Annotated in this window: 18 protein-coding genes and 3 tRNA genes; 10 read left to right on the plus strand and 11 right to left on the minus strand. The window is 73.1% G+C overall.

What is annotated here, in order from left to right; all coding sequences use genetic code 11:
- Nucleotides 1-285 precede the first annotated feature (285 nt).
- Both CUD01_RS02065 and CUD01_RS02070 read right to left on the minus strand, forming a co-directional pair.
- Complete coding sequence (locus CUD01_RS02065; protein WP_141318323.1) at nucleotides 286-1,842, minus strand: non-reducing end alpha-L-arabinofuranosidase family hydrolase; 1,557 nt, start codon at nucleotides 1,840-1,842, stop codon at nucleotides 286-288.
- A 326-nt stretch (nucleotides 1,843-2,168) separates the two neighbouring features.
- Nucleotides 2,169-2,543 carry an ArsR/SmtB family transcription factor gene (locus CUD01_RS02070; protein ID WP_232514445.1) on the minus strand — a complete coding sequence of 125 codons (375 nt, stop codon included), beginning with the start codon at nucleotides 2,541-2,543 and terminating at the stop codon, nucleotides 2,169-2,171.
- Between the two features lie 104 nt (nucleotides 2,544-2,647).
- Between CUD01_RS02070 and arsM the strand changes: the two genes are divergently transcribed.
- Together arsM and CUD01_RS16715 are read left to right on the plus strand one after the other, a co-directional pair.
- Nucleotides 2,648-3,409 (plus strand): arsenite methyltransferase, encoded by a 762-nt coding sequence (gene arsM, locus CUD01_RS02075; RefSeq protein WP_094180921.1) that lies wholly within the window; start codon nucleotides 2,648-2,650, stop codon nucleotides 3,407-3,409.
- Nucleotides 3,410-3,713: 304 nt separating this feature from the next.
- The gene (locus tag CUD01_RS16715; RefSeq protein ID WP_141318327.1) at nucleotides 3,714-5,000 is read left to right on the plus strand and encodes a right-handed parallel beta-helix repeat-containing protein; all 1,287 of its coding nucleotides are present in this window, start codon (nucleotides 3,714-3,716) and stop codon (nucleotides 4,998-5,000) included.
- Between the two features lie 49 nt (nucleotides 5,001-5,049).
- Here the strand turns inward: CUD01_RS16715 and CUD01_RS02085 are convergent, their stop codons facing one another.
- The 3 genes from CUD01_RS02085 to CUD01_RS02095 form a co-directional block, all read right to left on the minus strand.
- The gene (locus tag CUD01_RS02085; RefSeq protein ID WP_141318329.1) at nucleotides 5,050-6,156 is read right to left on the minus strand and encodes a M23 family metallopeptidase; all 1,107 of its coding nucleotides are present in this window, start codon (nucleotides 6,154-6,156) and stop codon (nucleotides 5,050-5,052) included.
- A 103-nt stretch (nucleotides 6,157-6,259) separates the two neighbouring features.
- Entirely contained in the window at nucleotides 6,260-7,360 is a 1,101-nt protein-coding gene (locus CUD01_RS02090; protein ID WP_218023828.1) for a DNA glycosylase AlkZ-like family protein, read from the minus strand.
- A gap of 10 nt (nucleotides 7,361-7,370) precedes the next feature.
- Nucleotides 7,371-8,621, minus strand: coding sequence for a winged helix DNA-binding domain-containing protein (locus CUD01_RS02095; RefSeq protein WP_141318331.1), 1,251 nt, complete (start codon nucleotides 8,619-8,621; stop codon nucleotides 7,371-7,373).
- Between the two features lie 253 nt (nucleotides 8,622-8,874).
- Between CUD01_RS02095 and galE the strand changes: the two genes are divergently transcribed.
- Nucleotides 8,875-9,834 carry a UDP-glucose 4-epimerase GalE gene (gene galE / locus CUD01_RS02100; RefSeq protein WP_141318333.1) on the plus strand — a complete coding sequence of 320 codons (960 nt, stop codon included), beginning with the start codon at nucleotides 8,875-8,877 and terminating at the stop codon, nucleotides 9,832-9,834.
- Between the two features lie 4 nt (nucleotides 9,835-9,838).
- On the opposite strand, the gene CUD01_RS02105 is transcribed toward galE, so the two are convergent.
- Nucleotides 9,839-10,738: an LLM class flavin-dependent oxidoreductase gene (locus CUD01_RS02105; RefSeq protein ID WP_141318335.1), complete on the minus strand. Its 900-nt coding sequence runs from the start codon at nucleotides 10,736-10,738 to the stop codon at nucleotides 9,839-9,841.
- Nucleotides 10,739-10,774: 36 nt separating this feature from the next.
- Nucleotides 10,775-11,119, minus strand: a complete 345-nt coding sequence (locus CUD01_RS02110; RefSeq protein ID WP_166772193.1) for a metallopeptidase family protein — start codon at nucleotides 11,117-11,119, stop codon at nucleotides 10,775-10,777.
- 128 nt (nucleotides 11,120-11,247) lie between these two features.
- On the opposite strand from CUD01_RS02110, the gene CUD01_RS02115 reads away from it, so the two are divergent.
- The 6 genes from CUD01_RS02115 to CUD01_RS02140 all read left to right on the plus strand — a co-directional run bounded on the left by CUD01_RS02115 (nucleotide 11,248) and on the right by CUD01_RS02140 (nucleotide 13,073).
- Nucleotides 11,248-11,320, plus strand: a tRNA-Glu gene (locus CUD01_RS02115).
- Between the two features lie 41 nt (nucleotides 11,321-11,361).
- Nucleotides 11,362-11,435 (plus strand) — tRNA-Asp (locus CUD01_RS02120).
- A gap of 56 nt (nucleotides 11,436-11,491) precedes the next feature.
- A tRNA-Phe gene (locus CUD01_RS02125) sits at nucleotides 11,492-11,564 on the plus strand.
- A gap of 160 nt (nucleotides 11,565-11,724) precedes the next feature.
- Nucleotides 11,725-12,162: a phage holin family protein gene (locus CUD01_RS02130; RefSeq protein ID WP_094180928.1), complete on the plus strand. Its 438-nt coding sequence runs from the start codon at nucleotides 11,725-11,727 to the stop codon at nucleotides 12,160-12,162.
- A gap of 163 nt (nucleotides 12,163-12,325) precedes the next feature.
- Complete coding sequence (locus CUD01_RS02135) at nucleotides 12,326-12,730, plus strand: phage holin family protein (protein ID WP_141318337.1); 405 nt, start codon at nucleotides 12,326-12,328, stop codon at nucleotides 12,728-12,730.
- Nucleotides 12,731-12,773: 43 nt separating this feature from the next.
- On the plus strand, nucleotides 12,774-13,073 hold the full coding sequence (locus CUD01_RS02140) for a DUF3618 domain-containing protein (protein ID WP_141318339.1): 300 nt from the start codon (nucleotides 12,774-12,776) through the stop codon (nucleotides 13,071-13,073).
- 138 nt (nucleotides 13,074-13,211) lie between these two features.
- Here CUD01_RS02140 and CUD01_RS02145 read toward each other — a convergent pair whose 3' ends face one another.
- Entirely contained in the window at nucleotides 13,212-13,415 is a 204-nt protein-coding gene (locus CUD01_RS02145) for a BldC family transcriptional regulator (protein WP_094180931.1), read from the minus strand.
- Between the two features lie 538 nt (nucleotides 13,416-13,953).
- Here CUD01_RS02145 and CUD01_RS02150 point away from each other — a divergent pair.
- Nucleotides 13,954-14,157 carry a DUF3073 domain-containing protein gene (locus tag CUD01_RS02150; RefSeq protein ID WP_094180932.1) on the plus strand — a complete coding sequence of 68 codons (204 nt, stop codon included), beginning with the start codon at nucleotides 13,954-13,956 and terminating at the stop codon, nucleotides 14,155-14,157.
- Between the two features lie 246 nt (nucleotides 14,158-14,403).
- Here CUD01_RS02150 and purM read toward each other — a convergent pair whose 3' ends face one another.
- The 3 genes from purM to CUD01_RS02165 form a co-directional block, all read right to left on the minus strand.
- A complete protein-coding gene (gene purM / locus CUD01_RS02155; RefSeq protein ID WP_141318340.1) occupies nucleotides 14,404-15,537 on the minus strand; it encodes a phosphoribosylformylglycinamidine cyclo-ligase in 1,134 nt (377 codons plus the stop codon).
- Between the two features lie 71 nt (nucleotides 15,538-15,608).
- Nucleotides 15,609-17,156, minus strand: coding sequence for an amidophosphoribosyltransferase (gene purF / locus CUD01_RS02160; protein ID WP_141318342.1), 1,548 nt, complete (start codon nucleotides 17,154-17,156; stop codon nucleotides 15,609-15,611).
- 61 nt (nucleotides 17,157-17,217) lie between these two features.
- Nucleotides 17,218-18,591: a glycoside hydrolase family 6 protein gene (locus tag CUD01_RS02165; protein ID WP_141318344.1), complete on the minus strand. Its 1,374-nt coding sequence runs from the start codon at nucleotides 18,589-18,591 to the stop codon at nucleotides 17,218-17,220.
- Nucleotides 18,592-18,783 lie beyond the last annotated feature (192 nt).

Genomic DNA, 18,783 nt, shown 5'->3' on the forward strand with positions numbered 1-18,783 from the left:
GATGGACACGGGCCGTCCCGGTGCTCGGGAGACGGCCACGGTGCCGTCCCACCACCGGTCGAACCACGGATGTGAGCCTTCACATTGCACCGCCGAGGAGCGCCTCCCGAAGGAGGTGGGCGCCGCCGAATCGATTCGCCGCCCGAGACCGACCCGAGCGTCGGCGCGCACCGGGCGTGCGGCAGGGACGCCGAGGCGCCCGCCTCGCGCCGGCCCGGCAGAGCCGGGAGCGGTGGTGCGAGGCGGGCGCCTCAGGGCGGGTCCAGCCAGGCCCGCCTGGAGGGACTACCGCTGGAGGGTCAGCAGACCCGGGCGGTACGGCAGCTGGCCGTAGTCGCCGCCGGAGCTCGGGCTGCGGCCCTGGTAGAGCAGCTGCAGGTTGCACGGGTCGACCGTGTTGGTCTGGTCCGCACTGGTGCGCAGCAGCTCACCGTGGCTGATGTCGTTCGTCCACGTGGCACCGCTGTTCGCCTTGCCCGCGAACGGGTTGGACTCGCTGGTCGCCTGCGGCGTCCAGGAGCCGCCCAGGTTCGTCGTCGTGAAGGACCGGAAGTACCGGCCCTGCGAGCCGATGGCCTCGACGATCATGAGCCACTTGTTCTGGCCCTGGAGCTTGTAGACCTGCACGGCCTCGAACAGGTTGTTCGTCGTGTCGCTCATGACGACGGTCGACGACGAGCCGAACGACCCGGGGAAGTTCCCGATCGGCATCGAGGCGCGGTAGATCTTGCCGTTGTCACCGGCGAAGAACAGGTACATGTTCTGGCTGTCGCCGATCACGGCCTGGTCGATCGGGCCGGTGCCCGAGCCGGAGATGCTGCCCGAGAACAGCGTCTGGGCGGACGACCAGCTGTTCACGTTGGCCGGGTTGGTCGACGTGCGGTACGAGAACGCCGGGCCGCCCCACTGGTACGCGAGCACCCAGATGTTCTTGGGCGCGAAGTAGAACAGCGAGGGGGCGACCGCCGAGAACGGCATCTGGTTCTGGCTCACGGAGCCCATCTGCGAGTAGCTCGAGAACAGCCCGAAGTTCATCGAGCCCCACGAGCTGCCGAAGTCGTGCGTCGTGGCGTAGACGAGCTGCTGGCCGTTGTACGGCGCGACCGTGAAGTCCTTCAGCGACGCCCACCCCGAACGCGGCTGCGCCAGCGCACCCGTGGACGACCAGCGGTACGACGACGGCAGGTCGCACGTGCCCGGGTTCTGGGTCGGGTTCGTCGTGGGGTTCGTGGTCGGGTTCGTCGTCGGCGACGAGCCCACGCGCACCAGCTGCCACTGCTGGTTGTTCCCGCCCCAGTTCGCGTACTGGACGACGTTCGCGCCGTCGGCGGTGGAGGCGCCCTGCACCTCGACGGCCTTGCCGGAGTGCCGGCTGATCAGCGAGACGTAGCCGTTCGACGTGTCCTGCAGACGGAACTGCTGGTTGGTCTGGTTGTAGTCGGCGTACTGGACGATCGCGCCGCCGTCGGCCGTCGACCAGTTGTAGACGTCGAGCACCTTGCCCGACAGCTTCGACTTCAGCCGGTAGTAGCCGTTGCCGGAGTCGACGAACTGCCACTGCTGCTGCGCGCCGTCGTTGCGCGTCCACTGCGCGATGCGGGCGCCGTCGGCCATCGACAGGTTGTAGACGTCGAGGGCCTTGCCGCTGCCGCGGTTGACCAGGACGTAGGACGCGTTGGTGTCCACCGTCGCGGCCGTGGCGGCGGGTGCGACGACGAGCGCGAGGACGCCCGCCGACGCGGCGGTGACGCCGGCGACGACCGTCGACACCCAACGCAGACGCCGGCGCCCCCGCTCGGACCGCCTGGCCCGGTGGGCCGGCCCCTGGACGCGTGATCTCATGCTGCTCTCCTTCGAGTCAGGTGCGAGGTCGACCGCGCCCCGGATGCGGCCCGGTCGCGGTGTCGCGCAGACCCGGTCTCCGCGCGATGTGAGCCTTAACATCGCGTGCGCTCGCCCCTCAGGGAAGCCTCGTCTTCACCGATGAAACGGTTCGGACCGCCCGGACCCGTTCCCATCGGGCAAGCGCTACCCCGCCGAGCGCGCACGGTGGCACGCGACCGCGCACGAACGGCGTCCGCACTCGCGCCGGAGCGTGCGCGCTCGGTGGGTTGGTGCGGGGGCGGTGCGCGGTGTGCGGTGGGGGGCGGTGTCGGCGGACGGTGTCGTCAGGCCGGGGGGCGGGGGGTCAGGTGGGTCGCCAGGTGCGAGGCGATCGCGTCGACCGCGCCCGGCACGAGCGCGTAGTACGCCCACACCCCGCGCTTCTCCCGCGTCACGAGGCCCGCCTCGGTGAGCACCTTGAGGTGGTGGGAGACCGTCGGCTGCGTGAGCCCGACGGGCTCGGTCAGGTCGCACACGCACGCCCCGCCCTCGTCGTGCGCCGCGAGGATCGACAGCAGCCGGAGGCGGGCGGGGTCCGCGAGCGCCTTGAGGGTGCGCGCGACGCCCTCCGCGTCCTGGGCGCTGAGGACCGGTCCGCGCGCCGGCGTGCAGCACGCGGCCGACGGTGCGGCGGTCACGGGGAGCAGCTCGAGAGGCACGCCCCCATCATGCCTCACGCATCGACAACGGTCGATATTGACACTGGTCGATATCTGCGCGACGCTCCTGCCATCGACATCCATCAATGTCTGGAGGAGTCATCATGCAGGACATCCGCGAGCAGGTCCGGGCCCGCTACGCACAGGCCGCCGTCCAGAGCGCCCCGTCCGCGACCGCAGACGCCGGCTGCTGCGGCGGCGGGTGCGGCACGGACGCGCTCGTCGACGAGCGGTTCGGGGCCGGCCTCTACGGCGCGGACGACGCCGCGAGCATCCCCGCCGAGGCGCTGGCCGCCTCGCTCGGCTGCGGCAACCCGCTGCTCGTCGCCGAGCTGCGCGAGGGCGAGCGCGTGCTCGACCTGGGCTCGGGCGGCGGCATCGACGTGCTGCTCTCGGCCCGCCGCGTCGGCCCCACGGGCTTCGCCTACGGCGTCGACATGACCGACGAGATGCTCGACCTGGCCCGCGCCAACGCGGCCAAGGCGGGTGCGACGAACGTCGAGTTCCGCAAGGGCGTCATCGAGGACCTGCCGCTCGACGACGCCAGCGTCGACGTGGTCATCTCCAACTGCGTGGTCAACCTGTCCCCGGACAAGCCCGCGGTGCTCGCCGAGGCGTTCCGCGTGCTCGCACCCGGCGGCCGGCTGGGCATCTCCGACGTCGTCGCCGAGGACCACCTGTCGCCCGACGACCGGGCCGAGCGGGGCTCGTACGTCGGCTGCATCGCCGGTGCGCTCTCGCGCGCCGAGTACCTCGAGGGGCTCGCGGCCGCGGGCTTCCACGACGCCGAGGTCCGCTTCACCCACGCCGTCGCCGACGGCATGCACAGCGCGGTCGTCCGCGCCACCAAGCCGCACGCGCGGTGACGGACCCCGCCCTCTCCCGGCGCACCGCGTCCCGCGCCTCGGGGCGCACGCACCCGCACCGCGTGACCTGAGCCGTCCGCCGGGACGACCCGGGGCGTCCGCCTGGTGGACGCCCCGGGGTGCCGGGCGCAACCTCACCCTCGGTCGCTGCGGTCGGTCCGTCCCGGCTCGCCCCGGTTCGTCCGGCACGTCGCGGACGTCCTGTCCGCGCAGCCCTTCGAACGTTCCCGGCCCGGGGTTAGCCTCGCCGAGCGGCACGCACCGGTCCGACGAGCGCGCCGGACCGGGACGACGAGGAGACGCGATGCCCGCCACCACCGAGATGCGCCGCCCGCCGCGCACCCGGCCGAGCACCACCGGCCGCCGCCTGCTCACGGCAGGGACGCTCGTCGCCGCGCTCGTCGGGACGCTCGTCGCGCTCCCCGCGACGACCGCGACCGCGGCGACGTCCGACCCGTACTACGGCGTGCGCTCGAAGGTCGTCACGAAGGCCACCTCCGGCGCCCGCACGATGTACGTCGCCACCAACGGTTCCGACACGTACACGTACGCCACGTCGTGGGGCACCAAGACGGTCGACCGGCACGTGTGCCTGCGCAAGAACTCCCGCGACCAGGCGACGTGCCCGGCCGCGACGAGGTCTCGCCCGCTGCGCACGATCACCGCGGCGATCCGCGCGGGCCGCCCGGGCGACGTCATCGTCGTGCGCGGCGGGACGTACCGCGAGGCGGCGGGCTACGGCGCCGCCGTGGGCACCGCGACCAAGCCCATCGAGCTGCAGAGCCAGCCGGGCGAGCGCGTCGAGCTGAACGGCACGCTCCAGCTCAAGAACGCGAGCCACTGGACGGTCCGCGGGATCCACTTCACGTACAACCGCACCATCCAGGGCCGCGGCCAGGCGGTCGTGCACATCCAGGGCGGGACGGGCTGGGTGTTCACGAACAACGAGGTCAGCGGCTCGCGCGAGACGGCCAACCTCATGGTGACGCCCGGCGCGCGGGGCGCGTCACCCTCGACGCAGCGCGCCGCCGGACCGAACGACTACACCATCGCCTACAACTGCATCCGCACGAACAACGGGACGCACGCGCACGGCATGGACCACAACATCTACCTGATGGCCGGCATCTACTCGAGCGGCGGCATGATCGAGCGCAACCTGCTCGCGGCCGCCCCGAACGGCGCGCAGATCAAGGCCTCGGCGTCGACGTGGGACACCTGGCAGGACAGCCCGCGCCACGTGACGATCCGGTACAACACGATGCTCGGCGGCGCGGCCGGCGTGACGGTCGGGGTCGCCGCGCAGGACGTCTCGCTGTGGCGCAACCTCATCGCCAACCAGCCCGCGACCCGCACGTCGTACGACGCCGCGGTCAAGACGTGGGAGCTCGAGCGCCACGACCTCGTCTCGGTCAAGCGCAACCTGTTCGCGGGCTACGCGAAGTCCTACCACGAGGCCCCGGGCGAGTCGCTGGTCAAGCAGCGCAACGCCACCACGGGCCGCATCGGCTACACCGGGTCGGTCACCGGCTGCACCGCGAAGGCCGCCACCAGCGCGTACCTGACGGGGTACGGCCAGTACGCACGGTGAGCGCCCGGGTGACCGGGCCGGCCGCGCGGCGCGGCCTGCGGCACGGGCGTCACCCGAGCCCGGCGCCGACCGACGTGCGCGGCACCCAGCCCGTGGTGCCCTTGATGATCACCTTGCGCCACCCGCCGGAGGCCTCCTTGATGCTCACCGGCGTGCCCTTCTTGCCCAGGAACAGCGCCTTGGCCTGCGCGTTCGCGGCGGCGCGCACGGTCGCGTCGACCGTGAGGTGGTAGGTCTTCACCTGCGAGATGTAGTCGGTGTGCACCCAGCCGCGCACGCGCGCACCGTCGAGCGCGACCGTCACCGGGATGAAGCCGTTGCGCTTGATGCCCGGCGTGTTGAGCATGCGCGTGTTCGGCTTGAGCGTCGCGAGGAGCGTGTTGCCGACCGACGGACCGGCGCGCAGGTTGAGCCTCGTCGTCGGGTAGTAGTAGCAGCGCGTCGGCGCCGGCTGCGTGTTGTCCGCGGTCGCGCGGTCCACCACCGGCAGCTTGAAGCCGGACAGCCACGTCTTCGGGTCCACCGACGTGCCCGAGCCGTAGAACGCGTTCTGCCACACCTCGAGGTGCAGGTGCGGCCCGGTCGCGGGGCCGGACGCGCCGACCTCGGCGATGCGGTTGCCGACCTTCACCTTGGTACCGACCTTGACGTACTTGCCGGGGTCCCACGGGTGCACGTACGCGATCCACGTCGGCACGCCCTCGATCTCGGACTTCACCGTCAGGTAGCCCGCGGCACCGTTCGTCGGCGGCACGACGTGGGTGACGACGCCGCTCGCGACCGCGTAGATCGGCTTCTTGTCGCCCGTGCCCATGTCCAGCCCGTAGTGGAACGTGGACGCACCCTTGACGGGGATGCACCGAGCACCCCACGCGGAGGTCAGCGCGTACGACTCGTCGACGAGCGGGAGTGCGAGCACGCGTCCGCTCGCGGTGCGCCGCGTCGTGAGGTCGTCCGGCACGGCCGCGGCCGCGTCGAGGCGCTTCTCGCTCGCGGCGTCGCTCGTGGCCGCCGCACGTTCCGCCGCGCGCGTGAGCGACGGCGGGGGCGGGTCGATGGTCGAGGCGGTCGCGGGTGCGGCACCGATCACGGCGGCCGCGACGACCGCGGCGGTGCCGAGCGCACCGAGGCTCGACGTACGCGTCCGGAAGCGCATGGGAGGGTCTCCTCGCGAGTGGGTTCACGTCGTTGTTCGGCACACGCGCGCACGATCTGGAGGGTTTGTCGTCACCCGACCGTGTGACGACCACCATGACCCGTCACCGCTCGATCCGCAGCCCCAACCACTCCCCGAGGTCCCTGAGCTGCGCGTGCACCGCGCCGCGCACCTCGCTGTCCCACGGTTCCCCGTCCACCGGGTCCTCGTGCAGGGCGTGCACGACGAGCCGCCCGCGCCGCGGGTCGGCGGTCGCGTCGAGCTTCCCGACGAGCCGGTCGCCGTGCAGCACGGGCAGCGCGTAGTAGCCCCAGCGCCGCTGCCTCGCCGGTTTGTACATCTCGAGGGCGTACTCGAACTCGAACACCTCCGCGAGGCGCCGGCGGTCGGTCACCAGCCGGTCGAACGGCGAGAGCAACGCCGTGCGCGGCTCGAACGGTGCGCCGACCGCGTCGAGCAGCGCGGGGTCGACGCGCCAGCGACCGCGCACGCCCTCGACCTGGACCACCTCGCCGACGAGCTCGTCCGGGTACCCCTCGAGCGCACGGTCGCGCACGAGCCCGAGCGACGCGAGCCGCCGCTCGTCCCGCACCCGCCGCGCCTGCGCCGCGGGCACCGGCTCGTGGGGCGGGTAGACCCGATCGGCGAGGTCCCACAGCTTCTCGCGCCCGCGCCGCCCGGCGACCGCGACGTCCCCGGTCTGCACGAGCAGGCCGAGCAGCATGGTCACGTCGCGGTGGTCGTTCCAGCCCGACGAGCGCCACGGCCGCACGCACGTGTCGGGCAGCTCGCCCGCGGTGAGCGGGCCGTCCATGCGCAGCGCGTCGAGCACGTCGCCGCGCGCGCCGCGGTTGTCGTCGAGCCACTGCGCGTTGCCGAGCCGCCACGCGGGTGCGTCCGGGCCGGGCCAGGCCGCCATGTCGGCGGTGAACAGCCGCACGTCGCGCGCGTCGCGCAGCATGCCGTCGAGCTCGACGACGCGCTGCTGCGCCACCAGGTCCGCCAGCTCGTCGGGGTCGTACGACGAGCCGAGCCGGCTGAACAGGACGAGGTCGACGCTCGCCGCGACGGCCGCGATGGGGTCGTGCTGCAGGGCGTCCAGCCGCCGGACGGTGTCCAGCACGCCGTCGGGCCGCCGCGCGGTGAGCGCCTGCGCCCGCACGGCGATCCGCCGCGCGTCGCGCCGGGACAGCTGCTCCACCACCGGGCCGACCTCAGCCCCGCGGTGCGGCGGGCACGGCCGACGAGGCGGCCGCCGCCGGCTCGGGCGCGTGGCGCCGGCCGCCGAACAGCGGCGACGGGAAGGTGGGCGACACGGTGCCGCCCGCGAGCCACGCGGTGAGGCGCTCGACCTCGTCGGCGATCGCGGCGCGGGCGGGTGTGGGCACGTCCTCGAGCAGCGCCACCTCGACCGTCCCGCTGCTCGCGGACCACGCCCCGACGACGCACCCGTCGACCCACACGGTCGGCCCGGCGTTGCCGACCGCGTCGACCACCTGCCTCGCGTGCGGTCCCAGGTACCAGTCGCGTGCGGCCCAGCCCATCGTGGTCGGGTCCAGCGCCGGCAGGAGCGCGGCCCACGGCCCGGCGGGCTCGACCGGCTCGAGGTCGTCCGGCAGCAGCCACCCCACGTCCTCGCTCCCCTCGAGCCCGACCGGGACCGCGCCCACGTCCGCGAGCGAGCGGCGCACCGCGGTCAGGGTCGAGCCGAGCCACCACTGCAGGTCCCGCTCGGTCCCGGGCCCGAACGCCCGCAGCCAGCGCGCCACGACCGCGGTGTGCGCGGCGGCGGCGTCGGGCAGCACGAGCGGGCCGCCCAGCCATCGCTCCGCGAGCGCCCACGAGGGCCGGGACACGGTCCACCCGCCGCGGTTCTCGGCGCGGACGACGAGCCCGCTCGCGCCGAGGATCGTCAGCAGCCGCGGCATGACCGCCAGCTCCTGCGCCCACCGGGTGCCGCCGGCGGCCCGGAACACACCACCGGCCTCGGGGACCTCGTCGCGCAGCTCCGCCGCGGTCCGCGAGCGGCCGTCCGCGAGCGCCGCGAGCACGCCGGCCTCGGCGCGCGTCAGCGTCCCCTGCGGGTCGGGGTAGCGGCCGTCCTGCGCGAGCTCCTTGAGCAGCCGGCGCCGCTCGGCGCCGGCGACCCGCGCCCCCGGCGACGCGACGAGCGCGGGCAGCAGGTCGGTGCCGGCCACCCACAGCGTGCGGCGCATGGCGAGCTGCCGGACGACCGTGCGGTCGCGGTACAGGGCGTCGTCGAGGTCGCTCGTCGCGAACCCCGGCACCCGGGCCCACGCGGCCAGGTACGGGCCGGACGCGTCGGTGCCGTGCAGCACGACGAGCGCCCGGACCGCGGCGTGCAGGTCGGGCAGCGGCTCGACGAGCCCGTGCCGACGCGCGAGGCGCGCGCGTCGTTGCGCGGTGTCGACGACACCGACGACGGCCGGACGCTCGCGGGGCATGCCCCGATCATCGCGACCGCCACCGACATCCGCGCCACCGGCGGTCCACGCAGCGCGCCCTCCTGCCGTCCGGTTCGTCACACGCGCCGCTTCTCGGCGTTCTCGCCGGGGCGCGTTCGATCAGATCCGAACACCGCAGGTTCACCCATCCGTGGCATCCTGCGCGAGCCGACCGCGCGATCCTGTCGGATGATGTTCGTTTCTGATCGACCTTGTGTCGCTTCTCTCGTCCCGGACGGCTACCCTCGGACCCATGACGTGGTTGGTGACCGGCGGGGCGGGGTACATCGGTGCGCACGTGGTGCGCGCCTTCACGAAGGTCGGGCTCGAGCCCGTCGTGCTGGACGACCTGTCCAGCGGCCACGAGGAGTTCGTCCCGGCGGGCGTCCCCTTCGTGCGCGGCTCGGTCGACGACGCGGACGTCGTCGCCGACACGCTCGCGCGGCACGGCGTCGAGGGCGTCGTGCACCTCGCGGGCTTCAAGTACGCGGGCGTCTCGGTGGACCGCCCCCTGCACACCTACCGGCAGAACGTCGCGGGCACGCTCACGCTCCTCGAGGTCATGGCCGAGCAGGGGGTCGACGCGATCGTGTACTCCTCGTCGGCCGCGGTGTTCGGCACGCCCGACGTCGAGCTCGTCACCGAGGACACGCCGACGACGCCCGAGTCGCCCTACGGCGAGTCCAAGCTCGTGGGCGAATGGCTCCTGCGCGACCAGGGCCGTGCCACCGGCCTCAAGCACACGAGCCTGCGGTACTTCAACGTCGTCGGCTCCGGGACCCCGGACGTCTACGACACGAGCCCGCACAACCTGTTCCCGCTGGTGTTCGAGGCCCTGCTCGCCGGCCGCACGCCCCAGATCCGCGGCGACGACTACCCCACCCCCGACGGCACGTGCGTGCGCGACTACATCCACGTCGCGGACCTCGCGGACGCGCACGTCGCGGCCGCGCGCACGCTCGCCGAGGGCGGCACGCTCGAGCGCGTCTACAACCTGGGCTCGGGCGACGGGCTGTCGGTGCGCCAGATCATGACCGCCGTCGCCGCGGCCACCGGCATCGACTTCACGCCCGAGGTGACCGAGCGGCGCGCGGGCGACCCGGCACGCATCGTCGCGTCGGGCGAGCTCGCAGCGCGCGACCTCGGCTGGCGCATGACGCACACGATCGACGACATGGTGCGCAGCGCCTGGGAGGCCCGCACCGCGCACTGACGCGTCAGCGCAGCGTCGTCGCGAGCTCCTCGAGCGCGCGCTCCGACCCGGCGTAGATGCCGTGCGCGCGCGGCCAGTGCACCACGACGTCCGTGAAGCCGAGTGCCGCCGCGCGCTCGACCCCCTCGGCCGCGAGCTGTGCGGACGTCAACGAGTAGACGGGGGCGCCGTCGAGGCTCAGGTACCGCCGCAGCGGCACGTCGCCGGGCCGGTGCGCGCGCTCGATCTCGTCGAACTGCGCGACCTGCTGCTCGAGCGCCGCCCACCAGCGCTCCTGCGCCCGCGCGGGCTGGTCCTCGACGTCCTCGGTGGCGTACGCCGCACCGTAGGTGACCCACCCTTGCCCGTACCGCGCCGCGAGCGTCATGGTGCGCGGGCCGGCGGCCGCGACGACGAACGGCGTGCGCGGCCGCGCGAGGGTCCCGGGCACCATGCGGGCGTCGTGCGCCGTGTAGAACTCCCCCGCGTGCTCGGTGACGGGCTGCGTGAGCAGCGTGTCCAGCAGCCCGACGAACTCCTCGAACCGGCGCGTGCGCTCGCCGCGGCTCGGCGCCGGACCCGTCACCGACGCGTCGAACCCCTCGCCGCCGGCGCCGACCCCGAGCAGGAACCGCCCGCCCGAGACGTCGTCGAGACCCATCACGTCCTTGGCGAACGGCACCGGGTGCCGGAAGTTCGGGGACGCGACGAACGTGCCGAGCCCGATCCGGTCGGTCGCCTCGGCCGCGGCCGCGAGCAGCGGCACGGTGGCGAACCACGGCTCGTCGGCCAGGCTGCGCCACGCCAGGTGGTCGTAGGTCCACGCGTGCGCGAACCCCATCTCCTGCGCGCGGCGCCACTTCTCGCGCTGCGTGGCCCACCGCTCCTGCGGCAGGATCACCACCCCGACCTGCACCGACCTCATGCGCCGACCCTACGGCCGACCGGTGCGCCGGGGCACCTACGCCCAGCCGAGCTCGTGCAGCCGGTCGTCGTCGATGCCGAAGTGGTGCGCGACCTCGTGCACCACCGTGATGGCGACCTCCTCCACGACGTCCTCGCGCGTCTCGCAGATCTCGAGCGTCGGGTTGCGGAAGACCGTGATGCGGTCCGGCAGGGACCCGGCGGCCCACTGGTGCGTGCGCTCGGTGAGCGGCACGCCCTCGTACAGGCCCAGCAGGTCCTCGTCCCCGGGCGGCGGGTCGTCCTCGACGAGCACGACGACGTTGTCCATCACCTCGGCGAGCTCCGGCGGGATCTCGTCGAGCGCGTCCCGGACGGCGTCCTCGAACTCCTCGCGCGACATCTCGACCACGACCCCATCCTGCCCCCTGACCGGTGTGACCAAGCCCGCCCACGAACCGGTTTGGGGATCCGGCCCGGGACCCCGTATGCTCATCCACGGTCAACCGACGCCTCGACGTCAGGGGCGACGCCCTCATCGTCTAGCGGCCTAGGACCCCGCCCTTTCACGGCGGTAGCACGGGTTCGAATCCCGTTGGGGGTACGAGCAAGTGCAGGTGAAACGCAGTACAGGTCTCACCACGAGGCCCCGTAGCGCAGTTGGTTAGCGCGCCGCCCTGTCACGGCGGAGGTCGCGGGTTCAAGTCCCGTCGGGGTCGCTCGACACAAGCCGGTCACTCGTGGCCGGCATCGTCGTTCGAGGGCACGCCCTCACGGCTCTGTAGCTCAGTTGGTAGAGCGTTCGACTGAAAATCGAAAGGTCACCGGATCGACGCCGGTCGGAGCCACCGCACGAAGCCCGCCAGGGAGCAGCCTGGCGGGCTTCGTCGTCTCCGCAGCCGCGCGGCCACCCCCGACGCGACCTGCGACGACGCGCGCGTGATCCGGGCCCACGGGCCCTCCTCCTGACTAGGCTGGCGGCACACCGTGCCCCGCGAGGAGGAGCCCGTGACCAGCGAGACAGGCCCCGAACGCCGCCGACTGCTCGACCGGCTCACCGAGCCGATCGCCGAGCGCGCCCGCGAGAAGATCGGCCAGGCCGAGGACCGCGTGCGCGCGTCGATCCAGGCCGAGATCGACGCCGTCAGCGCGAGCGTCCGCACGCGGGCCGTCGAGGTCCGCCCGTCCGCGATCGCATTCGCGGCGGCCGCGGTTCTCACGTTCCTCGGGCTCGCGCTGTTCGTCACGGCCGCCGTCATCGGACTGGCGCACGTCGTCGAGCCGTGGCTCTCGGCGCTGCTCGTCGGCCTCGCGCTCGTGCTCCTGGCCGCCGGCTTCGCCGCCTGGGGCCGCAGCCACCTGCCGCGGACCCCCATGGTCGACCTCACCCAGATCCGCGAGCCCACGCACCCCGCGGGCGAGCAGGTCCACCCCTGGGCCGACTGACACGTCGGCACGGCGGCTCGTCGCGGCACGGCGGGTCGTTGCGGCACGGTGGGTCGTCTCGCCTCGCGGCACGACGAGGCCGCCACCAGACTGGAGAGCCTGACGACAAGGCCCCGAACGCACCGCGTGCGGGACGGGCGCGCACGACGAGGAGAGGCACACCATGACGACGCACGCGGATCCCCCGGGGCAGCGTTCGCTCGGTCAGCTCGTGAGCGACCTGAGCGAGCAGACCTCGCGGCTGGTGCGCGCCGAGATCCAGCTGGCCAAGACCGAGATCGCCGAGCGCGCGAAGCTGCTGGGCGCGGGTGCGGGGCTTCTCGCGGCCGCCGGCGTGCTCGCGCTCTACCTGCTCGCGGCGGTCCTGATGACGCTCGTGATCGTGCTGGACCTCTGGATGCCCCTGTGGGTCGCCGCGCTCGTCGTGACGCTCCTGCTGCTCGTCGTGGTGGTGGTGCTCGCGCTCGTCGGGCTCAAGGCCGTCAAGAAGGGCTCCCCGCCCAGCCCGCAGGCCGCCATCGCGAGCGTGCAGGCGGACGTCGACGCCCTCAAGGGCGCCGCGTCGTGAGCGCGCCGCGACCCTGGACCGTGCCCCTGGAAGGAGACGCCCGATGAGCGACGACAAGAGCGCACCGGAGCGGTTCACGACGCCCGCGATGCTCGCGGTCGAGGCGGACATCGCCGCGACGCGCCATCAGCTCGCCACGACCGTCGACGAGCTCACCGCGCGCCTGGCACCCCGCGCGCAGGCGGACGCGGCGATCGCCACCGCGCGTCGGCTCGCGTCCGACGCGACCAGCCCGGGGGCCGACCCGGCCGACCGGGCGCACGCCCGCAAGGTGCTGGCCGGCGTGGGGGTGGGCGTGGCGTTCGTGACCGCGATCGTGGTGCTGCGGCTCGCCCGCCGCTGAGCACCAGCACGACAGGCACCCGCACGACGAGCGCACGCGCACGACCGCGCGTCACGCCCGACGACGCACGAGGACCCCGGACGCGGGCACGCGTCCGGGGTCCTCGTCGCTGCGGCGGGTGCGGACCCGCCGGCGGTGTCAGGAGACCCGCTGCTGCGGGATCCCCTCGAGCAGGGCCTGCACCTCGGACTCGAGGTAGCGGCGGTGCCCGCCGAGGGTGCGGATCGACGACAGCTTGCCGGCCTTGGCCCAGCGGGTCACGGTCTTCGGGTCGACACGGAACAGGGTTGCGACCTCGGACGGGGTGAGCAGGTTCTCGGACGTTGCGGGCTTGGCGGTCATGCGGATGCCTCCTGGCGGACGGGCGGCCGGGTGGGACTCCCCTCCCACCGGGGCCACCGGTGTGGTGGCTGGTGTGTCAGCACGGACCTGGATGCCGTTCGGACGACGTCCGCGCGGCCCGCACCATTAGCATGTGCGAACCCGGCATGCAGCGCATTCCGGGCTACGATTTCATTACGAAATAGTACATCTCGGCCCTGGGATCCGACGACTCGGCAGGCCAGCGCCCGCATCACCCACACTAAACCGGGCGATTCGCCCATGCGAGACGAGGCGGTCTCGACCCCGGAAGGCCGCGCCGCCGCGCGCCCCCGGGCCCGGTGTCGCACGCGGGCGCACGACGCCGCCCCCGCGCTCCGCCCGACACGGTGTCGGACCGGTGCGCCCTGAGTGAACGTGATGCGAGTCGCCCTCCCGTGAGTGGCCGGAACAACTGAGTTCCATGTAGCGTTACGGCACGAACAGACGATTCAGCACCCCGGGGCCGCACGTGTGAGCACGGTGCCGCCCCGCTTCCACGTTAGAGGGGGTCGATGCCATGGGGCGCGGCCGTCAGAAGGCTAAGCAGACGAAGGTGGCCCGGGAGCTGAAGTACTTCAGCCCGGAGACCAACTACCGAGCCCTCGAGCAGGAGCTGGCGTCTCGCAACCACGATCCCGTGGACCGTCGCGGTGTGGCCGCGCTGGACACCGAGGACGAGCCTCCCGAGGACTACCGCCGCTGGCTCGACGACGAGCGGTGACCCCCGCGGTGCCGGGGCGCTGAGCGCGCACCTGCCACGCTCGTCGTCCTCCGACTCCCGCTGACGTCTGTCTCGTCGACGGCCCTCGTCGTCGACCTTCGCTGACGTCTCACGTCGGTGCGTCTCGTCGTCGACTCTCGTTCACGAGTAGTGCTGACGAGTCGTGCTCACGAGTCGTGCTGACGAGTCGTGCTGACGAGTCGTGCTGACGGCGCTGCGGGTGAGCCCCGCAGCGCCGTTCACGCGTCAGCGGGTGCGGTACTCCCCGGTCAGGCTCACGGCGCCGCCCTCGACGCCCTTGGTCCCGGAGACGAACCCGGGCGCACCGACGACGTCGCGCTCACCGGCCGCGCGCACGGCCCCGAGCTCCCACGCGGGCAGACCGAGCTCGCCGGCGTGCGCGAGCACCCCGTCGACCGCGTCGGCCGCGACGACCGCGACCATGCCGACGCCCAGGTTGAGCGTGCCCTCGAGGTCCGTCCACGGCACCTGACCCAGGCTCTGCACCATCGAGAACACCGGCGGCACGAGCCAGCCGCCACGGTCGACGTCCGCGACCAGCCCGGCCGGCAGGATGCGCGCGACGTTCGCCGCGAGCCCGCCGCCCGTGACGTGGCTGAACGCGTGCACCCCCGCCGTGCCCGCACGGCGGGCGATCGCCAGGCAGTCGGACGCGTACACGCGCGTCGGCTCGAGCAGCTCCTCGCCGAGGGTGCGGCCCAGCTCGTCGACGTGCCGCTCGAGGCCCCAGCCCGCCTGGCGCACGACCGCGCGCACGAGCGAGTAGCCGTTGGAGTGCAGGCCGGACGACGCGAACGCCACCAGCACGTCGCCCGCGCGCACCCGCTCCGGGCCGAGCAGCTCGTCGGCCTCGACGACGCCCGTCGCGGCGCCCGCCACGTCGTACTCGTCGGGTGCCAGCAGGCCGGGGTGCTCCGCGGTCTCGCCACCGACGAGCGCGGTGCCCGCGACCCGGCACGCGTCCGCGATGCCGCGCACGACGTCCGCGATCCGCTCCGGCACCACGCGACCCGTGGCGATGTAGTCGGTCATGAACAGCGGCTCGGCGCCGACCACCACGATGTCGTCGACGACCATGCCCACCAGGTCGAATCCGATGGTGTGGTGCACGTCGAGCGCCTGCGCGATCGCGACCTTGGTGCCCACGCCGTCGGTCGACGTCGCGAGCAGCGGCTTGCGGTAGCGCGTGAGGAAGCTCGCGTCGTACAGACCCGCGAAGCCGCCGACCCCGCCGAGGACACGCGGACCGTGCGTCGCGCGCACGGCGTCCTTCATGAGCTCGACGGCCTTGTCGCCCGCCTCCGTGTCGACGCCCGCCGCGGCGTACGTCAGCGGGGCGTTCTCGTCGGGCTGGGTCACGGGCGCTCCAAGGGTGGTCGGGTCGGCCGCGGACGCGCGGGGCGCGGCGCGACGGCCGGGGTTCGGCGGGGTCAGGGGTGGTCGAGCGCCGTGGCGCCGCCCGCTCCCGGGATGATCGCGACGAGGCCGTCCTCGGGGGCACCGAGGGGCAGCTCGTTCTGCTCGAGCAGGTGCTTGCCGAGCTGGTCGGCCGACGGGAGCTCGATGGGGTACCGGCCCGAGAAGCACGCGGTGCACAGCTGGCTCGCGGGCTGCTCGGTCGCCTCGATGAGGGACCTCTCGGAGATGTAGCCGAGGGAGTCCGCTCCGAGCGACGCGCCGATCTCGTCGGGCGTGAGGCCGTTGGCGATGAGCTCGGCACGGCTGGCGAAGTCGATCCCGTAGAAGCAGGGCCACTTCACGGGCGGCGACGAGATCCGCACGTGCACCTCGGCCGCACCCGCCTCCCGCAGCATGCGGATGAGCGCGCGCTGGGTGTTCCCGCGCACGATCGAGTCGTCCACGACGACGAGGCGCTTGCCGCGGATGATCTCGCGCAGCGGGTTGAGCTTGAGCCGGATGCCGAGCTGGCGCAGGGTCTGCGACGGCTGGATGAACGTGCGGCCCACGTACGCGTTCTTGGTCAGGCCCTGCCCGAACGGGATGCCCGACTGCTGCGCGTAGCCGACCGCGGCGGGCGTGCCCGACTCGGGGACCGGGATGACGAGGTCCGCCTCGACCGGGTGCTCGACGGCGAGGCGACGCCCCATCTCGACGCGCGCGGCGTGCACCGAGCGGCCCGAGATCGTGGTGTCCGGCCGCGCGAGGTACACGTACTCGAAGATGCAGCCCGCCCGCTCGGGCGTCGCGAACTTCGTCGACCGCAGGCCGTCGGAGTCGATCGCGATGAACTCGCCCGGCTCGACCTCGCGCACGAAGCTCGCGCCGACGATGTCGAGCGCCGGCGTCTCCGACGCCACGACCCACCCGCGCTCCAGACGGCCCAGCACGAGCGGGCGCACGCCCTGCGGGTCACGCGCCGCGTACAGCGTGCGCTCGTCCATGAAGACGAGCGAGAACGCGCCGCGCAGGCGCGGCAGGACCTCGAGCGCGGTGGCCTCGAGCGTGTGGTCCGGGTCCCCCGCGAGCAGCGCGGTGATGAGCGCCGTGTCGGTGGTGTTGCCGCGGGCGAGCTCGCCGCGCCGCTGGCTGCCGTACCGCTCCGCGACGAGCTCGACGAGCTCCGCGGTGTTCGTCAGGTTGCCGTTGTGGCCGAGCGCGACGGTGCCGGCGGCCGTGGGGCCGAGCGTCGGCTGGGCGTTCTCCCAGTTGCTCGCGCCGGTGGTGGAGTACCGCGCGTGCCCGATGGCGATGTGCCCCTGCAGGGCGTTGAGGGCCGTCTCGTCGAACACCTGCGAGACCAGGCCCATGTCCTTGTAGACCAGGAGCTGGCTGCCGTTGCTCGTCGCGATGCCCGCGGACTCCTGGCCGCGGTGCTGCAGCGCGTAGAGGCCGAAGTAGGTGAGCTTGGCGACCTCCTCGCCCGGTGCCCAGACACCGAAGACGCCGCAGGCGTCCTGGGGGCCTTTCTCGTCCGGGAGGAGGTCGTGGTTCAGTCGTCCGTCAGCGCGGGGGGCCACGCGTCCATGGTCGCACACCGACCGCGGACGCATGGCCCCCCGTTCACCTGTCGTCAGGTGGTCACCACTTGGCGTTGCGCGCGAGCTCCAGGGCCATGTCCTGCCACCACTGGCCGGCGGCCGGGCCGCCGTTGCACGTGCCGTCCGACTCACCCGGCAGCTTGACCCACAGCAGGGCGTCGAGGCCCGTCGAGTCGTTCACCAGGCGCGGCTTGTCGCCGAGCGCGCGACCGCGCGGGTTGCACCACTCGCCGTTCGAGCCGTTGCCGTTGCGCGAGGTGTCGATGACGTAGCCCTTGCCGCCGAGGCGCTGCGAGATCTGCTCGCCGTACTGCTGCGACGCGGACGTCGTCTGGTAGTTCGACGTGTTGAGCGCGAAGCCCACCGCGTACTGGAAGCCGATCTGGTTCAGACGGTTCACGGCGGTGTCCACCGACAGCCAGCCGGAGTGGCCCGCGTCGATGTAGACGCGGCCGCCGGCCTGCGTGAGCGACTTCGCCGCGTACCGCAGGAAGCCGACGCGGTCACCCTGACCGCCGCAGTCACCGAGCTGGGCGAGCGCGTCTGGCTCGAGGATCACGATCGGCTTGCCGACGATGCCGCTCGCGACCGTGTCGATCCACTGCGCGTACTCGCTCTCGGCGACGCCGCCGCCCGAGTACGAGCCGCAGTCGCGGCCCGGGATCGCGTAGATGACGACCGACACCGTCTTGCCGGCGGCCGAGGCGCGGCTCGTGGCGTCACGCATCTGCTGCTGCGACACCGACGGGCTGTTCCAGTTGCCGATCCACACCGACTGGGGGGTCAGCGCGATCTTGGCCAGGAGGTCCTTGGTGCTGCCGGAGGCAGCCTGCCAGGCGGCGTACGACTGGTTCTCGGTGTCGACGTACAGGTCACCCGACGGCTGCGGGTTCTGCGTGGGGCCCTGGGTCGGTCCCTGCGTCGGACCCTGCGTGGGGCCCTGGGTCGGTCCCTGCGTGGGGCCCTGGGTCGGACCCTGCGTGGGGCCCTGCGTCGGGGTGACGGTGCCCGTGCACGTCACGCCGTTGACCGTGAACGACGTCGGCACCGGGTTCGAGTCGGTGAACGAGCCGATGAAGCCGAACTGGGTCGACGCACCCGTGCCGAGCGAGCCGTTCCAGCCGATGCTCGACGCGGAGACGCGCGAGCCGCTCGTCGTGACGTTCGCGTTCCACGACTGCGAGACGCGCTGGCCCGAGGACGGGAACGTCCACGCGACGGTCCACGACGAGAGCGGGGACCCCAGGTTGGTGATCTTGACGTCGCCCTGGAACCCGGAGTTCCACTGGCTCTGGACGGTGTAGTCGACGCGGCAGCCGTCGGCTGCGCTCGCGGTGCTCGCGACGGCCGTGAGGCCTGTGACGGACAACGCTGCGGCGGTCAGCAGCGCGGACGCGGTTCTGCGGGCGGACATGGATGCTCCTCGGGCTGGCGGACACGGGCACCGGACCCAGGGCGCGTCCGGCGGACACGCTGCGGCACGTGCGCTGCCGCTGCGCGTCGACGTCGACGTCGATGCGCGAGCACGCCCCTGGGCCGGTAGCGACCAGGCAACCCGACGTCCACCCGCCCCGGCCACACCGGGCGGTCGCCCACATCGTTTAAG

The organism is Cellulomonas uda (assembly GCF_006538705.1).
GTDB classification, from domain to species: domain Bacteria; phylum Actinomycetota; class Actinomycetes; order Actinomycetales; family Cellulomonadaceae; genus Cellulomonas; species Cellulomonas uda.